Below are 20,719 nucleotides of genomic sequence, written 5' to 3'. Positions count from 1 at the left end.
GGAGAAAAAGGGTTCAACCATGTACAAGGCCATCGGATCGCGCGGCTCCCGCGTCAGCCGTGTTCTCTGGATGCTCGAGGAACTCGGGCAGCCCTATGAATTCGTCGAAGTCAAATTGCGCTCGCCGGAGGCCTATGCGCTCAACCCGTCGGGCAAGGTGCCGATCCTGATCGACGGTGAACTGACGGTGACGGATTCGGCGGCGATCTGCGTCTATCTCGCCGACAAGCATGCAGACAAGGGTTTGGGCGCCAATCCCGGCCTCGCCGGCCGCGCCGAAATGGATTCGTGGATGCATTTCGCCCAGTCGGAGTTCGAGGCGCCGCTGTGGAACAAGGTGCGCCACCGCTTCCTGCTGCCGAAGGAAGTGCGGGTCGATGTCGGCCCCGCCGCCGCCTACGATTTCGCCTCCGAGACCAAGGCGCTGGACCGCCGCCTGGGCGACAAGCCGTTTGCGCTCGGTGATCGGTTCTCTGCCGTCGACGTGTTGTTGGGCGACATGGGCAACTGGGCCCGTGCCGGAAAGTTCCCGATCGAATCCGAGCGCGTCAACGCCTATTTCGACCGCGTCTTGGCGCGGCCTGCCCGTGCGCGGGCGCAAGCCAATGGCGGAGCCATGCGATGAAACTCAACCTCAACACCGACTTCACCAAATTTCCGCGCGCCGTCTCGGTGCTGCCAGCCGGCAAGGCCGGGGTCGCTGCGCCATCCGGCCGTGCCATTCTGCCCCATGACGAGCGCCATCTGCGCCGCCGGGCCATCGAACTTGCCGACGGCAGCAAGGTGCTGGTCGACCTGCCTGAACCCGTGACCCTGAATGATGGCGACCGGCTGGTGCTGGAAGACGGCCGTCATGTCGAAATCACTGCAGCACCCGAAGAGGTCTACGACATCCGCGCTCGCGATGGCGTGCACCTGACCGAGCTTGCCTGGCATATCGGCAACCGGCATCTCGCCGCGAGCATCGAGGCCGGCCGCATCCTGATTTTACGCGACCATGTCATCAAGGCGATGCTGGAAGGGCTCGGCGCCACGGTGCGCGACGTCACCGAGCCGTTCAAGCCGGTGCGCGGCGCCTATTCCGGCGGCCACGATCACGGCCATGCGCATGCCGAGGCGGATGCACACAGCCACGCCGAGGCGCATTCTCACTCGCATAGCGTATCCCATTCCCATTCGCACAGCCATTCGCATGACGGGCACCACCACGATCATGACTGACCAGCCGTCCGGCGTCGCTCTGCTGCGGTTGATGGCCTGGCTGTCACCGGCATTTCCGGTTGGCGGCTTCTCCTACAGCCATGGCCTCGAACGGGCGGTGCATGACGGACTGGTTATCGACAGCGAGAGCCTCTCCGGCTGGTTGGAAACGCTGGTCGAGATGGGCTCTGGCTGGAACGACGCCGTGCTGTTTGCTGAAAGCTGGCGCCGTGCCCGCGACGGCGGCGATCTCGCCGAGATTGCCGATCTCGCCGAAGCGCTGGCCGGCTCGCATGAGCGCCACACCGAAACCATGCTGCAAGGCGCTGCTTTCCTGAAAGCGGCGTCGGCCTGGCCCAATCCCGTGCTGGCGCGTTTGCCGGCCGAGTGCGCCTACTGTGTCGCCGTCGGCGCCGTTGCCGGCGGCAACGGCATCGCGCTTCAGGACGCGCTGTCAGCCTTCCTGCAGGCCTTTTTCTCCAACCTCGTCCAGGCGGCGATCCGGCTCGGCGTCGTCGGCCAAAGCGGAGCGACTGCCCTGCTCGCCGGCTTCGAGCCGGTGGCGCTGTCGGCTGCCGCGCGGGCGGCCGGCTCGACGTTGGACGATCTTGGCGGCTGCGCCTTCATCTCCGACGTCATGGCGATGAAACACGAGACGCAATATTCCAGGCTGTTCCGCTCATGACCACGCTCGCCTTCGCCCTCTCGGCCGTCCTGCTGCTGATCACGGCGCTGCATGCCTATTGGGGCCTTGGCGGCATCTGGCCGGGCAGGGACGGCGCTTCCTGCGCCCATGCTGTCGTCGGCTTTCGCGGCGTCGACGAGATGCCGACGCCGTTTGCCTGTTTTGCCGTTGCCGCGTGCCTGTGCCTCGCAACGCTGTGGCCTCTGGCGCTCGCCGGTGTCTTTGCCTCGCCTTTTCCAAGGGAAGGCCTCGCCGCCACAGCGCTGCTCATCGGGCTGGTTTTCCTCGGCCGCGGCATCGCCGGCTTCACGCCCTGGTGGCGCCGGCTGGCGCCGGAACAGCCTTTTGCCCGGCTCGACGTCAGTTTCTATTCGCCGCTCTGCCTGCTGATCGGGCTCAGCTTCGCAATCCTTGCAATCACGGAGTTTTCGGCATGACCCAGGCCAACGGCCCCCTTCGCATCGGCATCGGCGGCCCGGTCGGCTCCGGCAAGACGACGCTGACGGAAAAGCTCTGCAAGGCGCTGCGCGACGATTTTTCCATCGCCGTCGTCACCAACGACATCTACACCAAGGAAGACGCCATGATGCTGGCCCGCCTGCAGGCGCTGCCGGAAGACCGCATCGTCGGCGTCGAGACCGGCGGCTGCCCGCACACCGCCATTCGCGAGGACGCCTCGATCAATCTGCAAGCGATCGCCGGGCTCAACAAAAAATTCCCGGATCTCGACATCGTCTTCATCGAATCCGGCGGCGACAATCTTGCCGCAACCTTCTCGCCGGACCTTGCCGACCTGACGCTTTATGTCATCTCGGTTTGCCAGGGCGAGGAGATCCCGCGCAAGGGCGGGCCGGCGATCACCCGTTCCGATTTCCTCATCATCAACAAGAGCGATCTGGCGCCCTATGTGAACGTCAATCTCGATGTCATGGAGAGCGACGCCGCCCGCATGCGCGGCAAGCGCCCCTTCGGCTTTACGGATCTCTCGCGCGGCAAGGGGCTGCAGGAGGTGATCGACTTCATCGTCGAGCATGGCGGGCTGCAACCGGCTCGCACGGCGGCCTGAGCCAGTACTTACCGGTTGCTGGCCGGGGTTGGGCGCGGCATTCTCCTGAAAACGGAGGTTTTCAAATGAGCATCGCCCGCCTGCAGAAGGAAACGCTGACCAACCTTCCCTACTATGAAGAGCGCGTCGATCTCGCCGCGGCCTTCCGCTGGACGGCAAGGCTCAACATGCATGAGGCGGTGGCCAACCATTTCTCGCTGTCGGTCAACGAAGACGGCACCAAATTCCTGATGAACCCCAACCAGGTGCATTTCTCACGCATCAAGGCGAGCGATCTTCTGCTGATCGACGCCAACGATCCGGACACGCTGACCGGCCCGAATGCTCCCGACCCGACCGCCTGGGGCCTGCACGGCGCCATCCATCGCAATGTGCCGCATGCCCGCTGCGCCATGCATGTGCATTCGATCCACGCCACCGTACTGGCCTCGCTGGCCGACTCGACCCTGCCGCCGATCGACCAGAACTCGGCGATGTTCTTCAACCGCCACGTCGTCGACGCCCATTATGGCGGGTTGGCTTTCGAGGAAGAGGGCGAGCGCTGCTCGCAGCTTCTGACCGATCCCAAGGTCAAAGTGATGGTGATGGGCAATCATGGCGTCATGGTCATCGGCGATACCGTCGCCGACGCCTTCAACCGCATGTTCTATTTCGAGCGCGCCGCCGAGACCTACATCAAGGCGCTGTGGACCGGTCGTCCGCTGCGCACACTGTCCGACGCCATTGCCGAGAAGGCAGCGAGCGAGATGGACGACTATCCCGGCCAGGCCGAGCGGCATCTCGCCGAGCTGAAGGCGATCCTCGACGAAGAGGAGCCGGTCTACCGGAGCTGAGCGACCATCCTTCCTTCTCCCGTTTACGCTACGCACACCTTCTGTGATTGGTGTGACTGATCGGCGTAAGGCTTGATTGCCAGGTGGTTCCCCCAATCCGTCGCTGCTTCGCAGCGCCACCTTTCCCCCCTCCGGAGGGAAAGGAAGGGAGCCTTGCTGGACGAGCGTTTGACGGCAAAAAGCTTGGCGCCTTTCCTCTACCCGTCGATCGGGGGAGAGGTGGCTCGGCGAAGCCGAGACGGAGTGGGGGTCGACCAGCGCAACATTAGACAATGCATGCGCCAAGCTGAAGGGAGGATGAGGGACAGCGCCGGCTTCGGCGGATCTCTCAGAGCCCCAACCGAGCCCGCAACTCTTCCGCGCTGTTGATCACGACTGCGCCCGGCGGTCCTGCCATCGGCGCTTCCGGCCAGAAGATCGTACGCATCCCTGCTGCCAGGCCGGAGGTGGCGCCGGTCACGCTGTCATCGACAGCCACCGCACCCGCGGGATCGACGCCGGCCAGCCACGCGGCGCGCAGGAAGGGCTCGGGATGCGGCTTGCCCTCCCGCACATCGTTGCGGCTGATCGTGCGCATGCCGGGATAGATCAGGCCAACCGCACTCAGATTGGCGTCGACGATCACGCGGTCGGAATTGGACACCACCGCCTGCTGCACGCCAAGCGCGCGCAATTCGTTGAACACCTCGATCGCGCCGGGGCGCGGCTTCAGCGTTGCGGCCATTGGCAGATAGTGATCGTATTTGCGCACGATCCAGTCGTCGAAGGGCAGGTCGAGGCCGAACTCGCTGCGCAGCATCTCGTAGACCGGCGCGGCGGCGACGCCCAGCACCCGCTCATGCAGGTCGACCGGCGGCGCGATCCCGACACTGCGCAACGCCGCCACCAGGGCGGCTTCATGCAGCGGCTCGCTGTCGACCAGTGTGCCGTCCATATCCCAGAAAACCGCTTTCGGCGTCATGCGAGGCTCCTTTTGCCGATCCCCTTAAAGCGTTTGTATCGGGAGATAAACCGCCGAACCCGTCGGACGGCGATTTTGACTGGGGCGATTGCCTCGCTGCAGTCAGGCCGACGCAGCAAGCAATTGCCCTTCGCATAGACAATTGCGCGCGGGCGCATTCCCTGCAAGACTAAAGCGCTTCGCCCAAAGGGGGCGGGGCTTGGGAGGCGGACTTTGAATTCGCGGCAGGATGGCGGCAGCAACAGGCTGGACGAGGCGGCGCGCGCCGGCTGGCTTTACTATGTCGCCGGCAACACGCAGGACCAGATCGCCGCGACGCTCGGCATTTCCCGACAGACGGCGCAGCGCCTGGTATCGCTCGCAGTATCGGAAGGGCTGATCAAGGTGCGCGTCGACCACCCGATCGCCAATTGCCTCGACCTGGCCGCACGGCTGCGGTCGCGCTTCGCGCTCGATCTGGTTGAAGTGGTGCCGAGCGATCCGACCTCGTCCTCGACCACGATCGGCATTGCCGAGGCGGCAGCCGCCGAGATCGAACGGCGGCTTCGCTCACCAACGCCGATCGTCATGGCCATCGGCACCGGCCGCACACTGAAGGCGGCGATCGAGCAGTTGCCGCCGATGGAATGCTCGCAGCACAAGGTGGTGTCGTTGACCGGCAACATCTCGCCCGACGGTTCGGCCGCCTTCTACAACGTCATCTTCACCATGGCCGACAGGGTCAAGGCGCGCTCGTTTCCGATGCCGCTGCCGGTCATCGCTTCGTCGCCCGAAGAGCGCGAGATGCTGCTTGCCCAGCCGATGATCCAGCCGACGCTGGCGCTGGCGGCGGAAGCCGACGTCACCTTTGTCGGCATCGGCGATCTCGGCCCGAAGGCGCCGCTCTATGAGGACGGCTTCATCTCGGAAAGTGAATTGAAGGCGCTGCAAAAGGCCGGCGGCGTTGCCGAGATCGTCGGCTGGGTGTTCGACCGGGAAGGCCGCATGATCGAGGGCATCACCAACGACCGGGTGTCGTCGGCGGCTTTGCCGTCACGCGAAAAGTCGCTGGTCATTGCGCTCGCCATGGGCGAGCGCAAATTGCCGGGCATTCTGGCCGCTGTGAACCGGCGGCTGGTCAATGGCCTCATCACCGACGAGCGGACCGCCACGGCCCTGCTCGACGGCGCCTGAGCTGGCGATAAAAACCGGCACGGCTATTTATGCCGCCCGCAAACGTCGTTGCCATCGAGGAAACCCATGTCGCGCTGCAGATGCGGCGACAATTCCCTGACGTCGACATAGCCGCGCTTGCGGCTCACCAGCACCGAAAATTCGTGCGCCAGCGCGGAAAACCAGCTCTGGGCCGGGGTCGAATGGAGCTTTTGCTGTACCGTGGTCATGATCTTCAGCCTCCGCTATGCTTGAACTGGATTGATCGTCGACACCAAATATCGGTCTGATCGGCTCCGGCTACCAATCAAACGTCGATCATGACCCATAAGGAGGGCTTATGCCCGAACTCAAGGCACCACAGCTCGCCCAACTGCCGCCGCTGCAGGCCATCAGGGTTTTCGAGGCGGTCGCGCGACACCTCTCCTTCACCAAGGCTGCGGAGGAGCTCGGCATGACCCAGGCCGCAGCCAGCTACCAGATCAAGCTGCTGGAGGAGCGCATCGGTTCGCCGCTGTTCCTGCGCCAGCCGCGCCAGATCGTGCTTACCGAACCCGGACAGCGCCTGGCGCCCGCCGTCAGCGAGGCGTTCAGTCTGATCAGCAGCGCCTATTCGGCCGCACGCGGCGGCGCCGATGGCGTGCTTTGCGTGTCGACGCTGCTGACCTTCGCCTCGAACTGGCTGGCGCAGCACCTCGGCTCGTTCCAGCTGTCGCATCCGTCGCTGGCGGTGCGCGTCGATACCTCCAACAGGGTCATCGATTTCGCCCGCGAGGACATGGACATCGCCATCCGCTCCGGCAGCGGCAAATGGCCGGGGGTGGAAACCCACCTTCTGTTCAAGGCCGATTTCACCCCGGTGCTCAGCCCGGCGCTCGCTGCCACTATCGGTGGCGTCCACGAACCGGCCGACCTGTTCAAGCTGCCCATTCTCGATCCCGGCGACATCTGGTGGCGGGAATGGTTCGCCCTTGCCGGCGTGCCGGCGGACGAACTTGCCAATCGCACGGGCACCAGCATGGGCGCGCAGGCCTATGAGGCGAATGCGGCGATCGCCGGCCATGGCGTGGCGATCCTGACCACGGCGCTGTTCAAGACCGAGCTCGCCGCCGGCCGCCTGATCCAGCCCTTCGACCTGGTTGGCGATGACGGCCATGCCTATTGGCTGGTCTATCCGACGGCGCGCCGCAACGTGCCGAAGATCCGCGCCTTCCGCGACTGGATCCTGGCCGAGATCGCCTGCGCTTGAGGGCAATTCCATGAAAAGAGCGGTTCGCCGTTACCGTGAAGCGGTGAACCGCTCTAGGCGAAGTGATTCGCGGACGAGTCTCTGAAGTGAATGGGCAACACAAGCCGCAGGCGCACGACGAACCCGCGAGTTCATGTATCAACAAGCGCAGCCGGGCCGTCCGGTTAACCAAGCCTGACAAAAACGCTGTCGATATCACCTGCCTGGCGTAGGCTTGTGCTTGTGGTGACTCAATTGAACTGGATCAATCCGTTGCAGGTTAACAACAGGATCGATCAGTGGGCTGATGAAAGTCTATCGCGTCGAAGAAATTGAAAACAACGCCGTGCGCACGACGCACGCAATCGAAGCATTTACGCCGTTTCAAGCTGCCATAAAGGCTATCGGCCGGGAAGTTAGGCTGCGCAAGGACGAAGCCAACTGGATCCGGGTGACGGAAACGCTGACCAGAGCCAGGCAAATCCGCGATGGCAGGGTTTTCGAATATTCCGTCGGAAGCTACCCGGCCCACGGCTGAGGGGTTTGGCCCCGTAGCCCATGATTGATGGGTTGCGACGGCTGGCATTAAGCCGGCCTGCTACTCGCGCCCGAAGAGCTGCCCCCAATCTATTCAATATCCTCTACGCGCTTGAGGTCGCGCGGCGCCTCGCGTGCTGCGCTGCAGCATCGAATCCGTCTTGACATAATTAATGCCAAGTGAGTAATTGCTCAGCACCAAGGCAAATGCTCATCTTGGTTCATGGGAGGAATTTGATGAAACTTCGCACGCTCACTCTGGGCCTGTTGTCGGCCAGCGCTTTCGCTTTCGCCGCGCATGCCGAATCCATCACCATCGCCACCGTCAACAATGGCGATATGGTCCGCATGCAGAAGCTGACGGACGACTTCACCAAGGCTAACCCCGACATCACGCTCAACTGGGTCACGCTCGAAGAGAACGTGCTGCGCGAGCGCGTCACCACCGACATCGCCACCAAGGGTGGCCAGTATGACGTGATGACCATCGGCACCTACGAGGTTCCGATCTGGGCCAAACAGAGCTGGCTGCTGCCGCTCGACAAGCTCGGCGACGACTATGACGCCAAGGACATCATCCCGGCCATCGCCGGCGGCCTGTCGGTCGACGGCAAGCTCTATGCAGCGCCCTTCTACGGCGAGAGCTCCTTCGTCATGTACCGCAAGGACCTGATGGAGAAGGCAGGGCTGACCATGCCCGACGCCCCGACCTGGGACTTCATCAAGCAGGCTGCCGACAAGATGACCGACCGCGCCAATGGCGTGAACGGCGTCTGCCTTCGCGGCAAGGCCGGCTGGGGCGAGAACATGGCCTTCCTGACCGCCATGTCGAACTCCTTCGGCGCCCGCTGGTTCGACGAGAACTGGAAGCCGCAGTTCGATCAGCCGGAATGGAAGAACACGCTGCAGTTCTATGTCGACCTGATGAAGGCCGACGGTCCTGAGGGCGCCTCGTCCAACGGCTTCAACGAAAACCTGGCGCTGTTCCAGCAGGGCAAGTGCGGCATGTGGATCGACGCCACCGTCGCGGCGTCTTTCGTCTCTGACCCGAAGGCCTCCACCGTCGCCGACAAGGTCGGTTATGCTCTCGCTCCCGACAACGGTCTCGGCAAGCGCGGCAACTGGCTGTGGGCCTGGTCGCTGGCCATTCCCGCCGGCACGCAGAAGGCAGACGCAGCTCAGAAGTTCGTCTCCTGGGCAACCAGCAAGCACTATGCCGAACTCGTCGCTTCGAAGGAAGGCTGGGCCAACGTTCCTCCGGGCACGCGCTCCTCGCTCTATGCCAATGCCGAGTACCAGAAGGCAGCACCTTTCGCCAAGATGACGCTGGACTCGATCAATGCGGCCGACCCGACGCATCCGACCGTCAAGCCGGTGCCGTATGTCGGCGTCCAGTTCGTCGCCATCCCTGAGTTCCAGGGTCTCGGCACCACTGTCGGCCAGCTCTTCTCGGCCGCTCTTGCCGGCCAGTCGAGCGTCGACGATGCCCTGAAGCAGGCCCAGGACGCTGCCACGGCAACGATGACAGAGGGCGGTTATATCAAGTAGGCTCCTCCCGGTGCCGAATGCCGGTCGTCGATCATGACTGGCAACGGTCGCCCGAATCCCAGTTCGGGCGGCCGCCTTCACAATCCCAGGAATTGTGGCACAACTCTAAAAATCTGACCGACCTTTGGAAGGGTGACCGTCATGGCTACTCAGCAGACCCGTTCGCTTGCCCGCTTCATGATGGCGCCATCCGTGGTGCTGCTGTTCGTCTGGATGATTGTGCCGCTGGTCATCACCTTGTGGTTCTCCTTCCAGCAGTACAACCCGCTCAACCCGATCCGCGACGGGTTCGTCGGCTTCTCGAACTACGCGCTGTTCTATTCCAACCCGGCCTTCCTGCAGTCGATCCTTAACACGCTTGTCCTCGTCGGCAGCGTGCTGCTGATCACGGTGATCGGCGGCATCATGCTGGCGTTGCTGATCGATCAGCCGATGTGGGGACAAGGCATCGTGCGCATCCTCGTCATCTCACCGTTCTTCGTCATGCCGCCGGTGGCGGCACTGGTCTGGAAGAACATGATCATGCATCCGCAATACGGCGTCTTTGCCGACATAGCGCGCTTCTTCGGGGCGCAGCCGATCGACTGGTTCGGGCAGCATCCAATGCTGGCCATCATCATCATCGTGGCCTGGCAATGGCTACCGTTCGCCACTCTGATCCTGCTGACCGCCCTGCAGTCGCTCGACGGCGAGCAGAAGGAAGCCGCCGAAATGGACGGCGCCGGCTTTGTCAGCCGCTTCATCTATCTGACGCTGCCGCACATGTCCCGCGCCATCACCGTCGTCATCCTGATCCAGACCATCTTCCTGCTGTCGGTCTATGCCGAGATCCTGGTCACCACCAATGGCGGCCCCGGCTACGCCTCCACCAACCTGCCCTTCCTCGTCTACCAGAAGGCATTGCTGGAGTTCAAAATCGGCCAGGCATCCGCCGGCGGTGTCATCGCCGTCATTCTCGCCAACATCGTCGCCTTCTTCGCCATGCGCGCAGTCGGCAAGAACCTGGACAAGTAAGGGAGGATACGATGGCACGTGCAGTCACCACCCAACACAAGGTCATTGCGACCGGCGCCGCCTGGATCGTCGCGCTGCTGATCTTCTTCCCGATCCTCTATACGATCATCACCTCGTTCAAGTCGGAGCAGGAGGCCATCCAGGGCTTCGCGCTGATCCCGTCGGGGACGTTCGAGAGCTATACCGAGGTCCAGGCGCAGAGCGGCTACTTCAAGTTCTTCTTCAACTCGGTGCTGCTCTCGGTCGGCTCGACCATCCTGGCCCTGATCGTCGCGGTTCCGGCCGCCTGGTCGATGGCCTTCTCGCCGGGCAAACGGACCAAGGACATCCTGATGTGGATGCTCTCGACCAAGATGATGCCGGCGGTCGCCGTGCTGTTCCCGATCTACCTGATCTTCCGCGACACCGGCCTGCTCGACAGCCGCATCGGCCTGATGGTCATGCTGATGCTGATCAACCTGCCGATCGTGATCTGGATGCTCTACACCTACTTCCGCGAAATCCCTGGCGAAATCCTCGAAGCCGCGCGCATGGACGGCGCAACCTTGTGGGGCGAGATCATCTATGTGCTGACCCCCATGGCGGTGCCGGGCATCGCTTCGACCATGCTGCTCAACATCATCCTGGCATGGAACGAAGCGTTCTGGACCATCCGGCTGACCACCACCGAGGCGGCGCCGCTGACGGCCTTCATCAGTTCGTTCTCAAGCCCGCAAGGCCTGTTCTGGGCCAAGCTTTCGGCGGCCTCGACGCTGGCGATCGCCCCCATCCTGATCATGGGCTGGTTCAGCCAGAAGCAGCTGGTGCGCGGCCTGACATTTGGTGCTGTGAAGTAACGGACGTTGCCTGAAGCAACCGGCGAAAAATAACCCCTCGGGGAGGAAACCATGGGAAACATCACGCTCAAGAACGTCTCCAAGCACTTCGGATCGACGGTCATCATTCCAGGCCTCGACCTTGTCATCGAGAATGGCGAGTTCGTCGTCTTCGTCGGCCCGTCGGGCTGCGGCAAGTCCACGCTGCTGCGCCTCATCGCCGGTCTCGAGGACACCAGCGGCGGTACCATCAACATCGATGGCCGTGACGTCACCGGCGAGGCGCCGGCCAAGCGCAAGCTGGCCATGGTGTTCCAGTCCTATGCGCTCTACCCGCATATGACGGTGGCCAAGAACATCGGCTTCCCGCTGAAGATGGCGGGCGAGGATGTGGCGACGATCGACAAGAAGGTGAAGGACGCCGCGCGCGTGCTGAACCTCACCAACTATCTCGAGCGCCGGCCCGGCCAGCTATCCGGCGGCCAGCGCCAGCGCGTCGCCATCGGCCGCGCCATCGTGCGCCAGCCCTCGGCCTTCCTGTTCGACGAGCCGTTGTCCAACCTCGATGCAGCACTGCGCGGCACCATGCGGCTGGAGATCAGCGAGCTGCACCATCAGCTCAAGACGACGATGATCTACGTCACCCACGACCAGATCGAAGCCATGACTATGGCCGACAAGATCGTCGTGCTCAACGCCGGCAACATCGAACAGGTCGGCTCGCCGATGGAGCTCTACAAGTCGCCGAAGAACCTGTTCGTGGCAGGCTTCATCGGTTCGCCGAAGATGAACCTGATCGAAGGCGCGCCGGCCGCCAAATACAATGCCAAGACCATCGGCATCCGTCCCGAGCACATGAACATCTCGACCACGGCGGGCGACTGGAAAGCCGTCGTCGGCGTTGCCGAACATCTCGGATCCGACACCTTCCTGCACGTCCAGGCTGACGGCGTCGGGACGCTGACCGTGCGCGCCGATGGCGAAATGCCCGTCCGTCACGGCGACACCATTTACCTCACGCCCGACAAGGTTCGGATGCATCGCTTCGGCCCCGACGGAAAGGCGCTGACGCAGTGAGGCTGAAAGGCAAATCGGCGCTGATCACCGGATCCGCGCGCGGTATCGGCAGGGCTTTTGCCGAAGCCTATACGCGCGAAGGTGCTGTAGTCGCGATCGGCGATATCAATCTGGAGGCCGCGGAAAAGACGGCCTCGCAGATTGGCGGCGGCGCATATGCGGTGAAGCTGGACGTCACCGATCTTGCTTCGATCGAAGCGGCGGTGAGCGCGGTCGAGAAAAAGACCGGCGGGCTGGACATACTGATCAACAACGCCGCTTTGTTCGACCTGGCGCCGATCGTCGAGATATCGAAGGCGAGCTACGACAGACTGTTCTCGGTCAATGTCGCCGGCACGCTGTTCATGCTGCAGGCGGCCGCCCGGTCGATGATCGCGCGGGGCAAGGGCGGCAAGATCATCAACATCGCCAGCCAGGCCGGACGGCGCGGCGAGCCGCTGGTCGCCGTCTACTGCGCCACCAAGGCTGCGGTCATCTCGCTTACCCAGTCGGCCGGGCTCGACCTGATCAAACACCGCATCAACGTCAATGGCATCGCGCCAGGCGTCGTCGACAGCGATATGTGGGACGAGGTCGATGCGCTGTTCGCCAAATACGAGAACCGGCCGAAGGGCGAGAAGAAGCGGCTGGTTGGTGAGGGCGTACCTTACGGCCGCATGGGCAAGCCGGAGGACCTGACCGGCATGGCCGTGTTCCTGGCCAGCGACGATGCCGAATACATCGTCGCCCAGACCTACAATGTCGATGGCGGCCAATGGATGAGTTGATGGGGATGAGCTGAGGGGGAGGCGCGCTCCCTTCCTCCGGGAGAAAGCGCCGCGGGGCGGGGCGGCATGAATGCCAAAGGCACGTGCCGCCCACGCGCTCTCCTCAGAGGGTTGAGGGCGGAATTGTCAGGCCGGCAGACGGGTAAAGCACCGGCAAAAGGGTAAAGCAGATGACCGTGAAACTCTCTTCCTCCATCCTCGCCAAGCTCCCCGCCAAGGTTGCCGGTCCCAGATATGACCGCGCCAGGCTCAAAGCCGGCATCGTCCATTTCGGCGTCGGCAATTTTCATCGCTCGCACCAGGCCGTCTATCTCGACGACCTCTTCAATGCGGGCATTGGCCATGATTGGGCGCTGATCGGCGCCGGCGTCTTCGAGGGTGAGAAAATCGGCCGTTCCAAGCTGCAGGAGCAGGACTGGCTGACCACCGTGGTCGAGCAGGATTCCGATCATATGAGCGCCCGCGTCACCGGCGTCATGATCGACTTCCTGACGCCCGGCGATGCCGACGCCATCATCGACCAGCTTGCCGATCCGGCAATCAAGATCGTCTCGCTGACCATCACCGAAGGCGGTTACTTCATCGATCCGGCCTCCGGAAAATTCAACCCGACCCATCCCGACATCGTCGCCGATGCGCAGGCCGGCACGACGCCGAAGACGGTGTTCGGCCTCATCCTGGCCGGGCTGATGCGCCGCCGCGCCGACGGCATCGTGCCGTTCACCGTCATGTCGTGCGACAACATCCCCCACAACGGCCATGTCACGTCGGATGGCGTCATCGGCCTTGCCCGCCTGATCGACGAGGATCTGGCGAACTGGGTCAGCGACAACGTCGCCTTCCCGAACGGCATGGTCGATCGCATCACGCCGGCGACCTCGGACCGAGAGCGCAGCATCCTGGCCACGGAGTTCGGCCTCGAGGACAATTGGCCGGTGTTCTGCGAGCCATTCAAGCAATGGGTGCTGGAGGATCACTTCACCGACGGCCGTCCGCCGCTGGAGAAAGTCGGCGTGCAATTCGTCAAGGACGTCGCGCCCTATGAGCTGATGAAGATTCGCATTCTCAATGGAGGCCACGCCACCATCGCCTATCCGGCGGGGCTGATGGACATCCATTTCGTCCACGAGGCGATGCAGGAGCCGCTGGTTCGCGACTTCCTCGCCAAGCTAGAACATGACGAGATCATCCCGACCGTGCCGCCGGTGCCCAACACCGTGCTGGAGGACTATTACCAGCTCATCGAGCACCGGTTTTCCAACCCGAAGATCGGCGACACCATCCGCCGGCTTTGCCTCGACGGTTCCAACCGGCAGCCGAAATTCATCATCCCGACCATCGCCGACCGGCTGAAAGCTGGCAAAAGCGTCGCGGGTCTCGCGCTGGAATCGGCCTTGTGGTGCCGCTACTGCTTCGGTACCACCGACAGCGGCGCCGTCATCGAGGCCAACGACCCGAGCTGGGACCGGCTGCAGGCAACCGCCAAGGCGGCCAAGGACAAGCCCGGTGCCTGGCTTGCGATGGAGGACATCTACGGCGATGTCGGCCGCGCAGCACCGTTCGCCGAGGCCTTTGCCCACGCGCTCAACGTTCTGTGGGCGAATGGTGCGCGCGCGACGCTGACGCGCTACATCGCCGGCAAGCTCTGACGCGAGCCGCAATGACGCCCGAACTGGTCATCTTCGACTGTGACGGCGTGCTGGTCGACAGCGAGGCGCTGTCCGTCTCGGCTCTGCTCGGCATGATCGCGGCCGCCGGCGGCTCGGTCAGCGAGGACGCCGCCTACGAGCACTTCCTCGGCAAGAGCATGAAGAGTGTGCGCGAGATCCTTGGCCGCGACTTCCGCATCGACATTACCGACCGCCATCTGACCGATATGCGCGTCGAACTGATGCGCAAATTCCGCGAGGAGCTGAAGCCGATCCCCGGTGTCAGCGACATCCTGTCCAGGCTCGGCGCACCCTGCTGCGTCGCTTCCTCTGGCACGCTCGACCGTATCCGCTACGCGCTCGACGTCACCGGGCTGCTTGGCCTGCTCGAGCCGCATTTGTTCAGCGCCGCCATGGTCGCGCGCGGCAAGCCGGCGCCGGATCTTTTTCTCCACGCTGCCGCCTCGATGCGGGCTCATCCTGGCAATTGCCTTGTCGTCGAGGACAGCCCGGCCGGCATCGCCGCGGCCCGTGCCGCCGGCATGCGCGTCTTTGCCTTCACCGGCGGGTCGCACGCCGGCAACCCGGCCTTGAAAGCGCGGCTTGCGTCGAGTGAACCGGACTTTATATTCGCTGACATGCTGCAATTGCCCGATCTGATTGCAGGCCTGGGAGCGAGAGTAAAAGCATCTTGACGAAAAGCTTTGTTTGCGCGGTCGATGTCGGCACCGGGAGCGCCCGCGCGGGCATTCTCGACACGTCAGGCACCTTGCTCGGCCGCGCCGAGCATCCGATCGTCATGAACCAACCGAAGGCCGATCACGCCGAGCACAATTCGCAGGATATCTGGTCGGCTGTGTGCATTGCCGTGCGCGCCGCGCGTGAAAAGGCAGGCGTGGCGCCGCAAGACATCGTCGGCATGTCGTTTGACGCCACTTGCTCGCTGGTGGTGCTGAACAGGGATGGCGGCCAGCTCAGCGTGTCCGTGACCGGCGAGAGGCGCTGGGACACCATCGTCTGGCTCGACCACCGCGCCATTGCCGAAGCCGACGAATGCACGGCAAGCGGCCATGCGGTGCTCGACTATATCGGCGGCGTCATGTCGCCGGAGATGGCGACGCCGAAGCTGATGTGGCTGAAGCGCAATCTGCCCGGCACATGGCATGAAGCCGGCTATCTATTCGACCTCACCGATTTCCTGACCTGGAAGGCGACCGGCTCGCTGGCGCGCTCGCAATGCACGCTGACCGCCAAATGGACCTATCTGGCGCATGAAGAAACCGGCTGGCGCCGCGACTTCTTCGAGACCGTCGGGCTAAGCGATCTGTTCGAGCACGGCAACCTGCCGGAAAAGGCAAGTCCGGTCGGCGCCGATATCGGTGCACTGACCGCTGATGCGGCCGCGGAGCTGGGCTTAAGCGAGAACTGCCGGGTCGGAGCCGGCGTCATCGACGCCTATGCCGGCGCGCTTGGCGTGCTCGGCGGCTTTGCCGGCGATCAACAGAACATCGGCCGGCATCTGGCTTTGATCGCCGGCACATCAAGCTGCGTCATGGCGATGTCACCCGACCCGCAGCCCTTTGCCGGCGTCTGGGGCCCGTACTATGGCGCCGCACTGCCGAAGCTGTGGTTGTCGGAAGGCGGCCAGTCGGCCACCGGCGCGCTGCTCGACCACATCATCCGCTGGCATGGCGCCGGCGGCGAGCCGGACGCCGCCATGCATGCCAGGATCGCTAGGCGTGTCGCCGAACTGCGCGCCACCGAGGGTGACAAGCTAGCTGCCAGGCTGCATGTGCTGCCGGACTTTCATGGCAATCGCTCGCCGCTTGCCGACCCGCATGCGGTCGGCGTGGTCAGCGGGCTGACGCTGGATTCCTCCTTCGACAGCCTGTGCAAGCTCTACTGGCGCACCGCCGTCGGCATCGCGCTGGGCGTGCGCCATGTGCTCGAGGCGCTGAACGAGAACGGCTACCTCATCGACACGCTGCATGTCACCGGCGGCCACACCAAGAACCCGCTGTTGATGGAGCTTTATGCCGACGCCACCGGCTGCGCTGTGATCGAGCCGCTGGCCGATGAAGCGGTGCTGCTCGGCACCGGCATGGTCGCCGCCACCGCCGCCGGGCTGTTTCCTGATCTCAACGCCGCCTGCGTCGCCATGCAACAAGGCGGCAGGGCACGCGCCTCGAACCCGGGTGCATCAAGCCGCTTCGACCGCGATTACAAGATCTTCCTCGAAATGCACCGCCAGCGGCAGGCGCTCGACGCCATCAGCTAGGCTACTGTGCTCTGCGCAAGGATACACCTGACGTCGCGTCGAACAGGTGGATGCTCTCCTCCTCGAATGTGTAGCGCACTGGCGCGTGCAATGCCGGGCATTCACGGGCCGGCACGAGCGCGCTGACCTCCTTGCCGCCGCAGGCGAACGTCACCAGCGCGTCATTGCCATGGAATTCGATGAGGTCGGCCGTGCCCTGCAGGGGGTCGATGCTGCCCCCGGCGCCGGCGGTCTTCAGGTCCGGCGGGCGGATCCCAAGTACGGCACGATGCAGGCCGCGCAGATCGAAGCCGGAGCCTTCAATGGAAAAGGTCGCGCCGGCGCTGGTCAGGATCCAGCGGTCGTCTCTCCGCCCGATGGCCACGTCGATGAAATTCATGTTCGGTGTGCCGATGAAGCCGGCGACGAACAGATTGCCGGGCCGGCGGTAGATCTCGGCCGGCGAGCCGATCTGTTCGATGACCCCGTCCTTCAGCAAAACGATGCGGTCCGCCAGCGTCATCGCTTCGAGCTGGTCGTGAGTGACATAGACGGTGGTGGTCTTCAGCGACTGGTGCAGGCGGGCGATTTCGACCCGCATATGGTTGCGCAGTTTGGCGTCGAGATTGGACAGCGGTTCGTCGAACAGGAACACCTTTGGCGTCTTGATCATGGCACGTGCAATCGCCACGCGCTGCTGCTGGCCGCCGGATAGCGCGGTCGGCTTGCGGGCGAGGTAGGGCTCGAGGCCCAGTGTCTTCGCCACCGCCTCGACCCGCCTCTGAATCTCGGCCGACGGTACCTTCTGTCGCTTGAGGCCGAAGGCGATGTTGTCGAAGATCGTCATGTGCGGGTAGAGCGCATAGTTCTGGAACACCATGGCGATGCGGCGGTCGCCGGGCTCGAGATCGTTGACCACTCTGCCGCCGATCGACACCTCGCCGCCGCTGATGTCCTCCAGCCCGGCCAGCATCCTGAGCAAGGTCGACTTGCCGCAGCCGGACGGGCCGAGGAAGACGACGAACTCATGCTCCTCGATCGAGAGATTGAGATCGCGGATGACGGTGGTGGCGCCGTACGCCTTGTCGACATGGGAACAAACGATCGCGGACATGATCAGCCCTTCTCGCCGGTAAGCAGGATTTGCAGCTTGACGTCCTGCGGATTGCCTTGCGCCGCTCGCTCGAAGGCCTCGATGCTGTCGGCAAATGCATAAGTGCTGGTGATCAGTGGCTTGAGGTCGACCTTGCCCGAGGCAATCAGCTGCAGCGCGCGGTCGAAGATGTTGGCGTAGCGGAACACCGTCTCGATGCGCACTTCCTTGGAGATCGCCGCCGGCACGTCGAGGCTGACCGGCTCCACCGGCAACCCGACCAGCACCACCGCGCCGCCCGGCCGCACGACATCGAACAAATTGGCGAATGCCCTAGGGCTGCCGCTCGCCTCGAAGACGATGTCCGCGCCCCAATTGTCGGTCGCGGCTGCGACGGCATCGACCAACGCCTGCTCGCCGATATTGACCGGCACGATGCCGGCATATTGTGCGGCGATCTCGAGCTTGGGCGCCGAGAAATCGGAGATCAGTACTTTCGAGCAGCCGCCGGCAAGCGCGGCAAGCGCGATCATGATGCCGATCGGGCCGCAGCCGACGACCACGGCGACATCGCCCGGCACGATGCGGGCGCGGGCCGCCGCCTGCATGCCGATGGCAAAGGGTTCGACCATCGCGCCTTCGGCAAACGAGACGTTGTCGGGCAGCCTGTAGGTGAAGGCGGCCGGGTGGACCGCAAAGGGCGCAAGAATGCCGTGCACCGGCGGCGTCGCCCAGAAGGAAACGTCCGGGTCGACATTGTAGATGCCGAGCTTGGTTGCCCGCGACGACATGTTCGGCACGCCCGGCTCCATGCAGACGCGGTCGCCAACCTTCAGTGTCCTGACATTGGCGCCGACCTCGACGACCGTTCCCGCGGCTTCGTGGCCGAGCACCATCGGCGCCCGCACGACATAGCTGCCGATGGCGCCATGCGTGTAATAGTGCACGTCGCTGCCGCAGACGCCGACCGTGTGGATGGCGATCTTGACGTCGTCCGGTCCGACGTCGAGCGGCAGCGCGATTTCGCGCAGCGACAGTTCGCCTTTTTTCTCAAGCACCAGTGCCTGCATCGGTCAGTCCTCGCATCAAGTCTTTTTTTGCCGGAAAACAGAATTCAGGAAGCCGCTGAGCACGCCGAGGAACAGCAGCGGCGGCAGCGACAGCAGCACGACCGAGGCGTTCAGGATGCCCCACGGCACGTTCATGCCTTGCTGCGAGAGCTCGGAAGCGACGATTGGCAAGGTCTTGGCGTTGGAGCTCGACAGCATCAGCGCGATCAGGAACTCGTTCCACACCAGCACGAAGCTGAAGGCGACGGCGCCGATCAGCGAGCGCGCCGCAACCGGCAGCGCGATCCGCCAGAACACCGAATAGGCGCCGTAGCCGTCGACGAAGGCGGCTTCCTCGATTTCCTTCGGCACGGCCTGGAAAGCAGGGATGGCGAGCCACATGATCACCGAAATGGTGAGTAGCGAATAGGTGACGATCAGCGCCGGCAAAGTATCGTAGAGCCCGATCTGCAGCCAGATCACCATCAATGGAATGGCGACCGCCACAGGTGGCAGGAAGCGAAGCGACAAAACGAAGAACTGGATGTCGCCGGCGAAGCGGTTGGGATAGCGCGCCACCGCATAGGCGGCCGGCAGGCCGAGCACGACGCCGATCAGCACGGCACAGCCGCAGGCGACCACCGAATTGTAGAGCCCGGTCATGACGCTGTCGCGGCCGATGATATAGCTGATGTTGTCAAACGTCGGCGTAAACACCAGGCGTGGCACGCGGGTGATGATGTCGACATTGTTCTTCAGCGAATTGAGCGCCGTCCAGGCCAGCGGGAACACCGCCATGAAGCCGGCAAATGCCAGGATGGCCTTGCCAATGAGCAGGCCCAATCTTGTGCGGTGTGGCCTCATGCCTGCACCCGCTTCCACAGCATGGTGAAGGTGATCACGGTCGCGATCATCATCAGCACCGCCATGGCCGAGGCATAGGACACCTTGCCGGACTCGATGAAGCCTTGCGAGAAGGCGTACATGTCGAGCGTCTCGGTCGCCACGCCCGGCCCGCCGCGCGTCATCACATAGATTAGGTCGAAGGAGCGCAGCGATTCGATCATCTTGACGAACATCAGGCTGATCAGCGGCGCCTTCAGCATCGGCAAGGTCACATAGGCATGGATCTGCCAGCGTTTGGCGTGGTCGAGGCGCGCCGCCTCGATCGGTTGCGGCGGCAAGGTCTCCAGGAGCTTCAGCACGATGACGGCGAAGAACAGGCCCCACTGCCAGACATCGACCGAGGCCACCGCAAACAAGGCCGTCGACGGCTTCGACAGCGGGTCGAAGATCAGCCCGCCGGTGATCAGCCGGTAGGGGTAGGTGGCGATGCCGTAGAGCGGATGATAGGCGAACTTCCACACGAAGGCCGCCGAAACGCGCGGCAACAGCACCGGGATGATGAACAGCAGGCAGTAGATGTTGCGCAGCCGCGGCGACGCCGCTTCGAACATCAGCACGCCGAGCCCGATCGCCACCACCATTGTCGCCACGACCGTGACGACTTCCCATTTCACCGACACCCAGACAGCGTTGAGGAAACGCCGGTCGAGGAACAGATCGATGAAGTTCGACAGCCAGACCCAGGAATAGTCCGACGAGCTCAGTTCGCGGTTCTGCAGCGCGATGACTATGGCGTAGAGCGTCGGCACCATCGACAGCACCAGGAGAATGGCGAGCGTCGGAACCAGAAACGTCACGGGCAGGGAAGAACGTCGGCGCATTGCCTATCCTCGGGCTGTGCCTTTCGGGAGTGGCGGGAAACCCGCGGCGCACAGGCCCGGC

23 protein-coding genes are annotated in these 20,719 nt (G+C 63.6%); 17 read left to right on the top strand and 6 right to left on the bottom strand.

Going from position 1 to position 20,719, the window contains the following annotated elements:
* Nucleotides 1-19 precede the first annotated feature (19 nt).
* From AC1DZ8_RS03960 to AC1DZ8_RS03935, 6 genes are all read left to right on the top strand, one after another.
* Nucleotides 20-625: a glutathione S-transferase family protein gene (locus AC1DZ8_RS03960; RefSeq protein WP_477306093.1), complete on the top strand. Its 606-nt coding sequence runs from the start codon at nt 20-22 to the stop codon at nt 623-625.
* On the top strand, nt 622-1,221 hold the full coding sequence (locus AC1DZ8_RS03955; protein WP_477400327.1) for an urease accessory protein UreE: 600 nt from the start codon (nt 622-624) through the stop codon (nt 1,219-1,221). Before AC1DZ8_RS03960 ends, AC1DZ8_RS03955 begins: the two co-directional genes overlap by 4 nt.
* Nucleotides 1,214-1,885, top strand: coding sequence for an urease accessory protein UreF (locus tag AC1DZ8_RS03950; RefSeq protein WP_477306146.1), 672 nt, complete (start codon nt 1,214-1,216; stop codon nt 1,883-1,885). The genes AC1DZ8_RS03955 and AC1DZ8_RS03950 overlap by 8 nt, the downstream gene beginning before the upstream one ends.
* Nucleotides 1,882-2,322 carry a DUF3995 domain-containing protein gene (locus AC1DZ8_RS03945; RefSeq protein WP_477306089.1) on the top strand — a complete coding sequence of 147 codons (441 nt, stop codon included), beginning with the start codon at nt 1,882-1,884 and terminating at the stop codon, nt 2,320-2,322. Before AC1DZ8_RS03950 ends, AC1DZ8_RS03945 begins: the two co-directional genes overlap by 4 nt.
* On the top strand, nt 2,319-2,951 hold the full coding sequence (gene ureG / locus AC1DZ8_RS03940; RefSeq protein ID WP_477306088.1) for an urease accessory protein UreG: 633 nt from the start codon (nt 2,319-2,321) through the stop codon (nt 2,949-2,951). Before AC1DZ8_RS03945 ends, ureG begins: the two co-directional genes overlap by 4 nt.
* A gap of 65 nt (nt 2,952-3,016) precedes the next feature.
* A complete protein-coding gene (locus AC1DZ8_RS03935) occupies nt 3,017-3,784 on the top strand; it encodes a class II aldolase and adducin N-terminal domain-containing protein (protein ID WP_477306087.1) in 768 nt (255 codons plus the stop codon).
* A gap of 328 nt (nt 3,785-4,112) precedes the next feature.
* On the opposite strand, the gene AC1DZ8_RS03930 is transcribed toward AC1DZ8_RS03935, so the two are convergent.
* Nucleotides 4,113-4,745: an HAD family hydrolase gene (locus AC1DZ8_RS03930; RefSeq protein WP_477306085.1), complete on the bottom strand. Its 633-nt coding sequence runs from the start codon at nt 4,743-4,745 to the stop codon at nt 4,113-4,115.
* Between the two features lie 213 nt (nt 4,746-4,958).
* On the opposite strand from AC1DZ8_RS03930, the gene AC1DZ8_RS03925 reads away from it, so the two are divergent.
* Nucleotides 4,959-5,918 (top strand): sugar-binding transcriptional regulator, encoded by a 960-nt coding sequence (locus AC1DZ8_RS03925; protein WP_477306083.1) that lies wholly within the window; start codon nt 4,959-4,961, stop codon nt 5,916-5,918.
* A 23-nt stretch (nt 5,919-5,941) separates the two neighbouring features.
* Here the strand turns inward: AC1DZ8_RS03925 and AC1DZ8_RS03920 are convergent, their stop codons facing one another.
* Nucleotides 5,942-6,127, bottom strand: a complete 186-nt coding sequence (locus AC1DZ8_RS03920) for a hypothetical protein (RefSeq protein ID WP_477306081.1) — start codon at nt 6,125-6,127, stop codon at nt 5,942-5,944.
* A 110-nt stretch (nt 6,128-6,237) separates the two neighbouring features.
* Between AC1DZ8_RS03920 and AC1DZ8_RS03915 the strand changes: the two genes are divergently transcribed.
* From AC1DZ8_RS03915 to AC1DZ8_RS03870, 10 genes are all read left to right on the top strand, one after another.
* Nucleotides 6,238-7,146, top strand: coding sequence for a LysR substrate-binding domain-containing protein (locus tag AC1DZ8_RS03915; RefSeq protein WP_477400326.1), 909 nt, complete (start codon nt 6,238-6,240; stop codon nt 7,144-7,146).
* Between the two features lie 286 nt (nt 7,147-7,432).
* A complete protein-coding gene (locus AC1DZ8_RS03910; protein ID WP_477306077.1) occupies nt 7,433-7,663 on the top strand; it encodes a hypothetical protein in 231 nt (76 codons plus the stop codon).
* A 236-nt stretch (nt 7,664-7,899) separates the two neighbouring features.
* Nucleotides 7,900-9,210 carry an ABC transporter substrate-binding protein gene (locus AC1DZ8_RS03905; RefSeq protein WP_477282938.1) on the top strand — a complete coding sequence of 437 codons (1,311 nt, stop codon included), beginning with the start codon at nt 7,900-7,902 and terminating at the stop codon, nt 9,208-9,210.
* 141 nt (nt 9,211-9,351) lie between these two features.
* Nucleotides 9,352-10,224 (top strand): carbohydrate ABC transporter permease, encoded by an 873-nt coding sequence (locus AC1DZ8_RS03900; protein WP_477306075.1) that lies wholly within the window; start codon nt 9,352-9,354, stop codon nt 10,222-10,224.
* Nucleotides 10,225-10,235: 11 nt separating this feature from the next.
* On the top strand, nt 10,236-11,060 hold the full coding sequence (locus AC1DZ8_RS03895; protein ID WP_477306073.1) for a carbohydrate ABC transporter permease: 825 nt from the start codon (nt 10,236-10,238) through the stop codon (nt 11,058-11,060).
* A 51-nt stretch (nt 11,061-11,111) separates the two neighbouring features.
* The gene (locus AC1DZ8_RS03890) at nt 11,112-12,116 is read left to right on the top strand and encodes an ABC transporter ATP-binding protein (RefSeq protein WP_477306071.1); all 1,005 of its coding nucleotides are present in this window, start codon (nt 11,112-11,114) and stop codon (nt 12,114-12,116) included.
* Complete coding sequence (locus AC1DZ8_RS03885) at nt 12,113-12,883, top strand: L-iditol 2-dehydrogenase (RefSeq protein WP_477306069.1); 771 nt, start codon at nt 12,113-12,115, stop codon at nt 12,881-12,883. Before AC1DZ8_RS03890 ends, AC1DZ8_RS03885 begins: the two co-directional genes overlap by 4 nt.
* A 170-nt stretch (nt 12,884-13,053) precedes the next feature.
* Entirely contained in the window at nt 13,054-14,532 is a 1,479-nt protein-coding gene (locus tag AC1DZ8_RS03880) for a mannitol dehydrogenase family protein (RefSeq protein WP_477400325.1), read from the top strand.
* Between the two features lie 11 nt (nt 14,533-14,543).
* Complete coding sequence (locus AC1DZ8_RS03875) at nt 14,544-15,227, top strand: HAD family hydrolase (RefSeq protein WP_477306065.1); 684 nt, start codon at nt 14,544-14,546, stop codon at nt 15,225-15,227.
* Nucleotides 15,224-16,810 carry an FGGY-family carbohydrate kinase gene (locus tag AC1DZ8_RS03870; RefSeq protein ID WP_477306063.1) on the top strand — a complete coding sequence of 529 codons (1,587 nt, stop codon included), beginning with the start codon at nt 15,224-15,226 and terminating at the stop codon, nt 16,808-16,810. Before AC1DZ8_RS03875 ends, AC1DZ8_RS03870 begins: the two co-directional genes overlap by 4 nt.
* A gap of 1 nt (nt 16,811) precedes the next feature.
* Here AC1DZ8_RS03870 and AC1DZ8_RS03865 read toward each other — a convergent pair whose 3' ends face one another.
* The 4 genes from AC1DZ8_RS03865 to AC1DZ8_RS03850 are packed head-to-tail and all read right to left on the bottom strand — an operon-like array spanning nt 16,812 to nt 20,658.
* Nucleotides 16,812-17,903 carry an ABC transporter ATP-binding protein gene (locus AC1DZ8_RS03865; RefSeq protein WP_477400324.1) on the bottom strand — a complete coding sequence of 364 codons (1,092 nt, stop codon included), beginning with the start codon at nt 17,901-17,903 and terminating at the stop codon, nt 16,812-16,814.
* Between the two features lie 2 nt (nt 17,904-17,905).
* Nucleotides 17,906-18,952 (bottom strand): NAD(P)-dependent alcohol dehydrogenase, encoded by a 1,047-nt coding sequence (locus tag AC1DZ8_RS03860; protein WP_477306059.1) that lies wholly within the window; start codon nt 18,950-18,952, stop codon nt 17,906-17,908.
* A gap of 15 nt (nt 18,953-18,967) precedes the next feature.
* The gene (locus AC1DZ8_RS03855; RefSeq protein WP_477306057.1) at nt 18,968-19,795 is read right to left on the bottom strand and encodes a carbohydrate ABC transporter permease; all 828 of its coding nucleotides are present in this window, start codon (nt 19,793-19,795) and stop codon (nt 18,968-18,970) included.
* Nucleotides 19,792-20,658 carry a carbohydrate ABC transporter permease gene (locus tag AC1DZ8_RS03850; protein WP_477306055.1) on the bottom strand — a complete coding sequence of 289 codons (867 nt, stop codon included), beginning with the start codon at nt 20,656-20,658 and terminating at the stop codon, nt 19,792-19,794. The genes AC1DZ8_RS03855 and AC1DZ8_RS03850 overlap by 4 nt, the downstream gene beginning before the upstream one ends.
* Nucleotides 20,659-20,719: the final 61 nt, after the last annotated feature.

Source organism: Mesorhizobium sp. P2_F7, from assembly GCF_056403695.1.
This window is presented reverse-complemented; position numbering and strand designations above follow the sequence as displayed.

Excerpts from the sequence above, each read along its gene's own strand:
- AC1DZ8_RS03935 (WP_477306087.1), top strand. The coding sequence starts at position 3,017 with ATGAGCATCGCCCGCCTGCAGAAGGAAACGCTGACCAACCTTCCCTAC.
- AC1DZ8_RS03920 (WP_477306081.1), bottom strand. The coding sequence starts at position 6,127 with ATGACCACGGTACAGCAAAAGCTCCATTCGACCCCGGCCCAGAGCTGG.
- AC1DZ8_RS03890 (WP_477306071.1), top strand. The coding sequence starts at position 11,112 with ATGGGAAACATCACGCTCAAGAACGTCTCCAAGCACTTCGGATCGACG.
- AC1DZ8_RS03895 (WP_477306073.1), top strand. The coding sequence starts at position 10,236 with ATGGCACGTGCAGTCACCACCCAACACAAGGTCATTGCGACCGGCGCC.
- AC1DZ8_RS03860 (WP_477306059.1), bottom strand. The coding sequence starts at position 18,952 with ATGCAGGCACTGGTGCTTGAGAAAAAAGGCGAACTGTCGCTGCGCGAA.
- AC1DZ8_RS03950 (WP_477306146.1), top strand. The coding sequence starts at position 1,214 with ATGACTGACCAGCCGTCCGGCGTCGCTCTGCTGCGGTTGATGGCCTGG.
- AC1DZ8_RS03945 (WP_477306089.1), top strand. The coding sequence starts at position 1,882 with ATGACCACGCTCGCCTTCGCCCTCTCGGCCGTCCTGCTGCTGATCACG.
- AC1DZ8_RS03900 (WP_477306075.1), top strand. The coding sequence starts at position 9,352 with ATGGCTACTCAGCAGACCCGTTCGCTTGCCCGCTTCATGATGGCGCCA.
- AC1DZ8_RS03850 (WP_477306055.1), bottom strand. The coding sequence starts at position 20,658 with ATGCGCCGACGTTCTTCCCTGCCCGTGACGTTTCTGGTTCCGACGCTC.
- AC1DZ8_RS03865 (WP_477400324.1), bottom strand. The coding sequence starts at position 17,903 with ATGTCCGCGATCGTTTGTTCCCATGTCGACAAGGCGTACGGCGCCACC.
- ureG (WP_477306088.1), top strand. The coding sequence starts at position 2,319 with ATGACCCAGGCCAACGGCCCCCTTCGCATCGGCATCGGCGGCCCGGTC.
- AC1DZ8_RS03910 (WP_477306077.1), top strand. The coding sequence starts at position 7,433 with ATGAAAGTCTATCGCGTCGAAGAAATTGAAAACAACGCCGTGCGCACG.
- AC1DZ8_RS03955 (WP_477400327.1), top strand. The coding sequence starts at position 622 with ATGAAACTCAACCTCAACACCGACTTCACCAAATTTCCGCGCGCCGTC.
- AC1DZ8_RS03930 (WP_477306085.1), bottom strand. The coding sequence starts at position 4,745 with ATGACGCCGAAAGCGGTTTTCTGGGATATGGACGGCACACTGGTCGAC.
- AC1DZ8_RS03960 (WP_477306093.1), top strand. The coding sequence starts at position 20 with ATGTACAAGGCCATCGGATCGCGCGGCTCCCGCGTCAGCCGTGTTCTC.
- AC1DZ8_RS03905 (WP_477282938.1), top strand. The coding sequence starts at position 7,900 with ATGAAACTTCGCACGCTCACTCTGGGCCTGTTGTCGGCCAGCGCTTTC.
- AC1DZ8_RS03880 (WP_477400325.1), top strand. The coding sequence starts at position 13,054 with ATGACCGTGAAACTCTCTTCCTCCATCCTCGCCAAGCTCCCCGCCAAG.
- AC1DZ8_RS03855 (WP_477306057.1), bottom strand. The coding sequence starts at position 19,795 with ATGAGGCCACACCGCACAAGATTGGGCCTGCTCATTGGCAAGGCCATC.
- AC1DZ8_RS03875 (WP_477306065.1), top strand. The coding sequence starts at position 14,544 with ATGACGCCCGAACTGGTCATCTTCGACTGTGACGGCGTGCTGGTCGAC.
- AC1DZ8_RS03915 (WP_477400326.1), top strand. The coding sequence starts at position 6,238 with ATGCCCGAACTCAAGGCACCACAGCTCGCCCAACTGCCGCCGCTGCAG.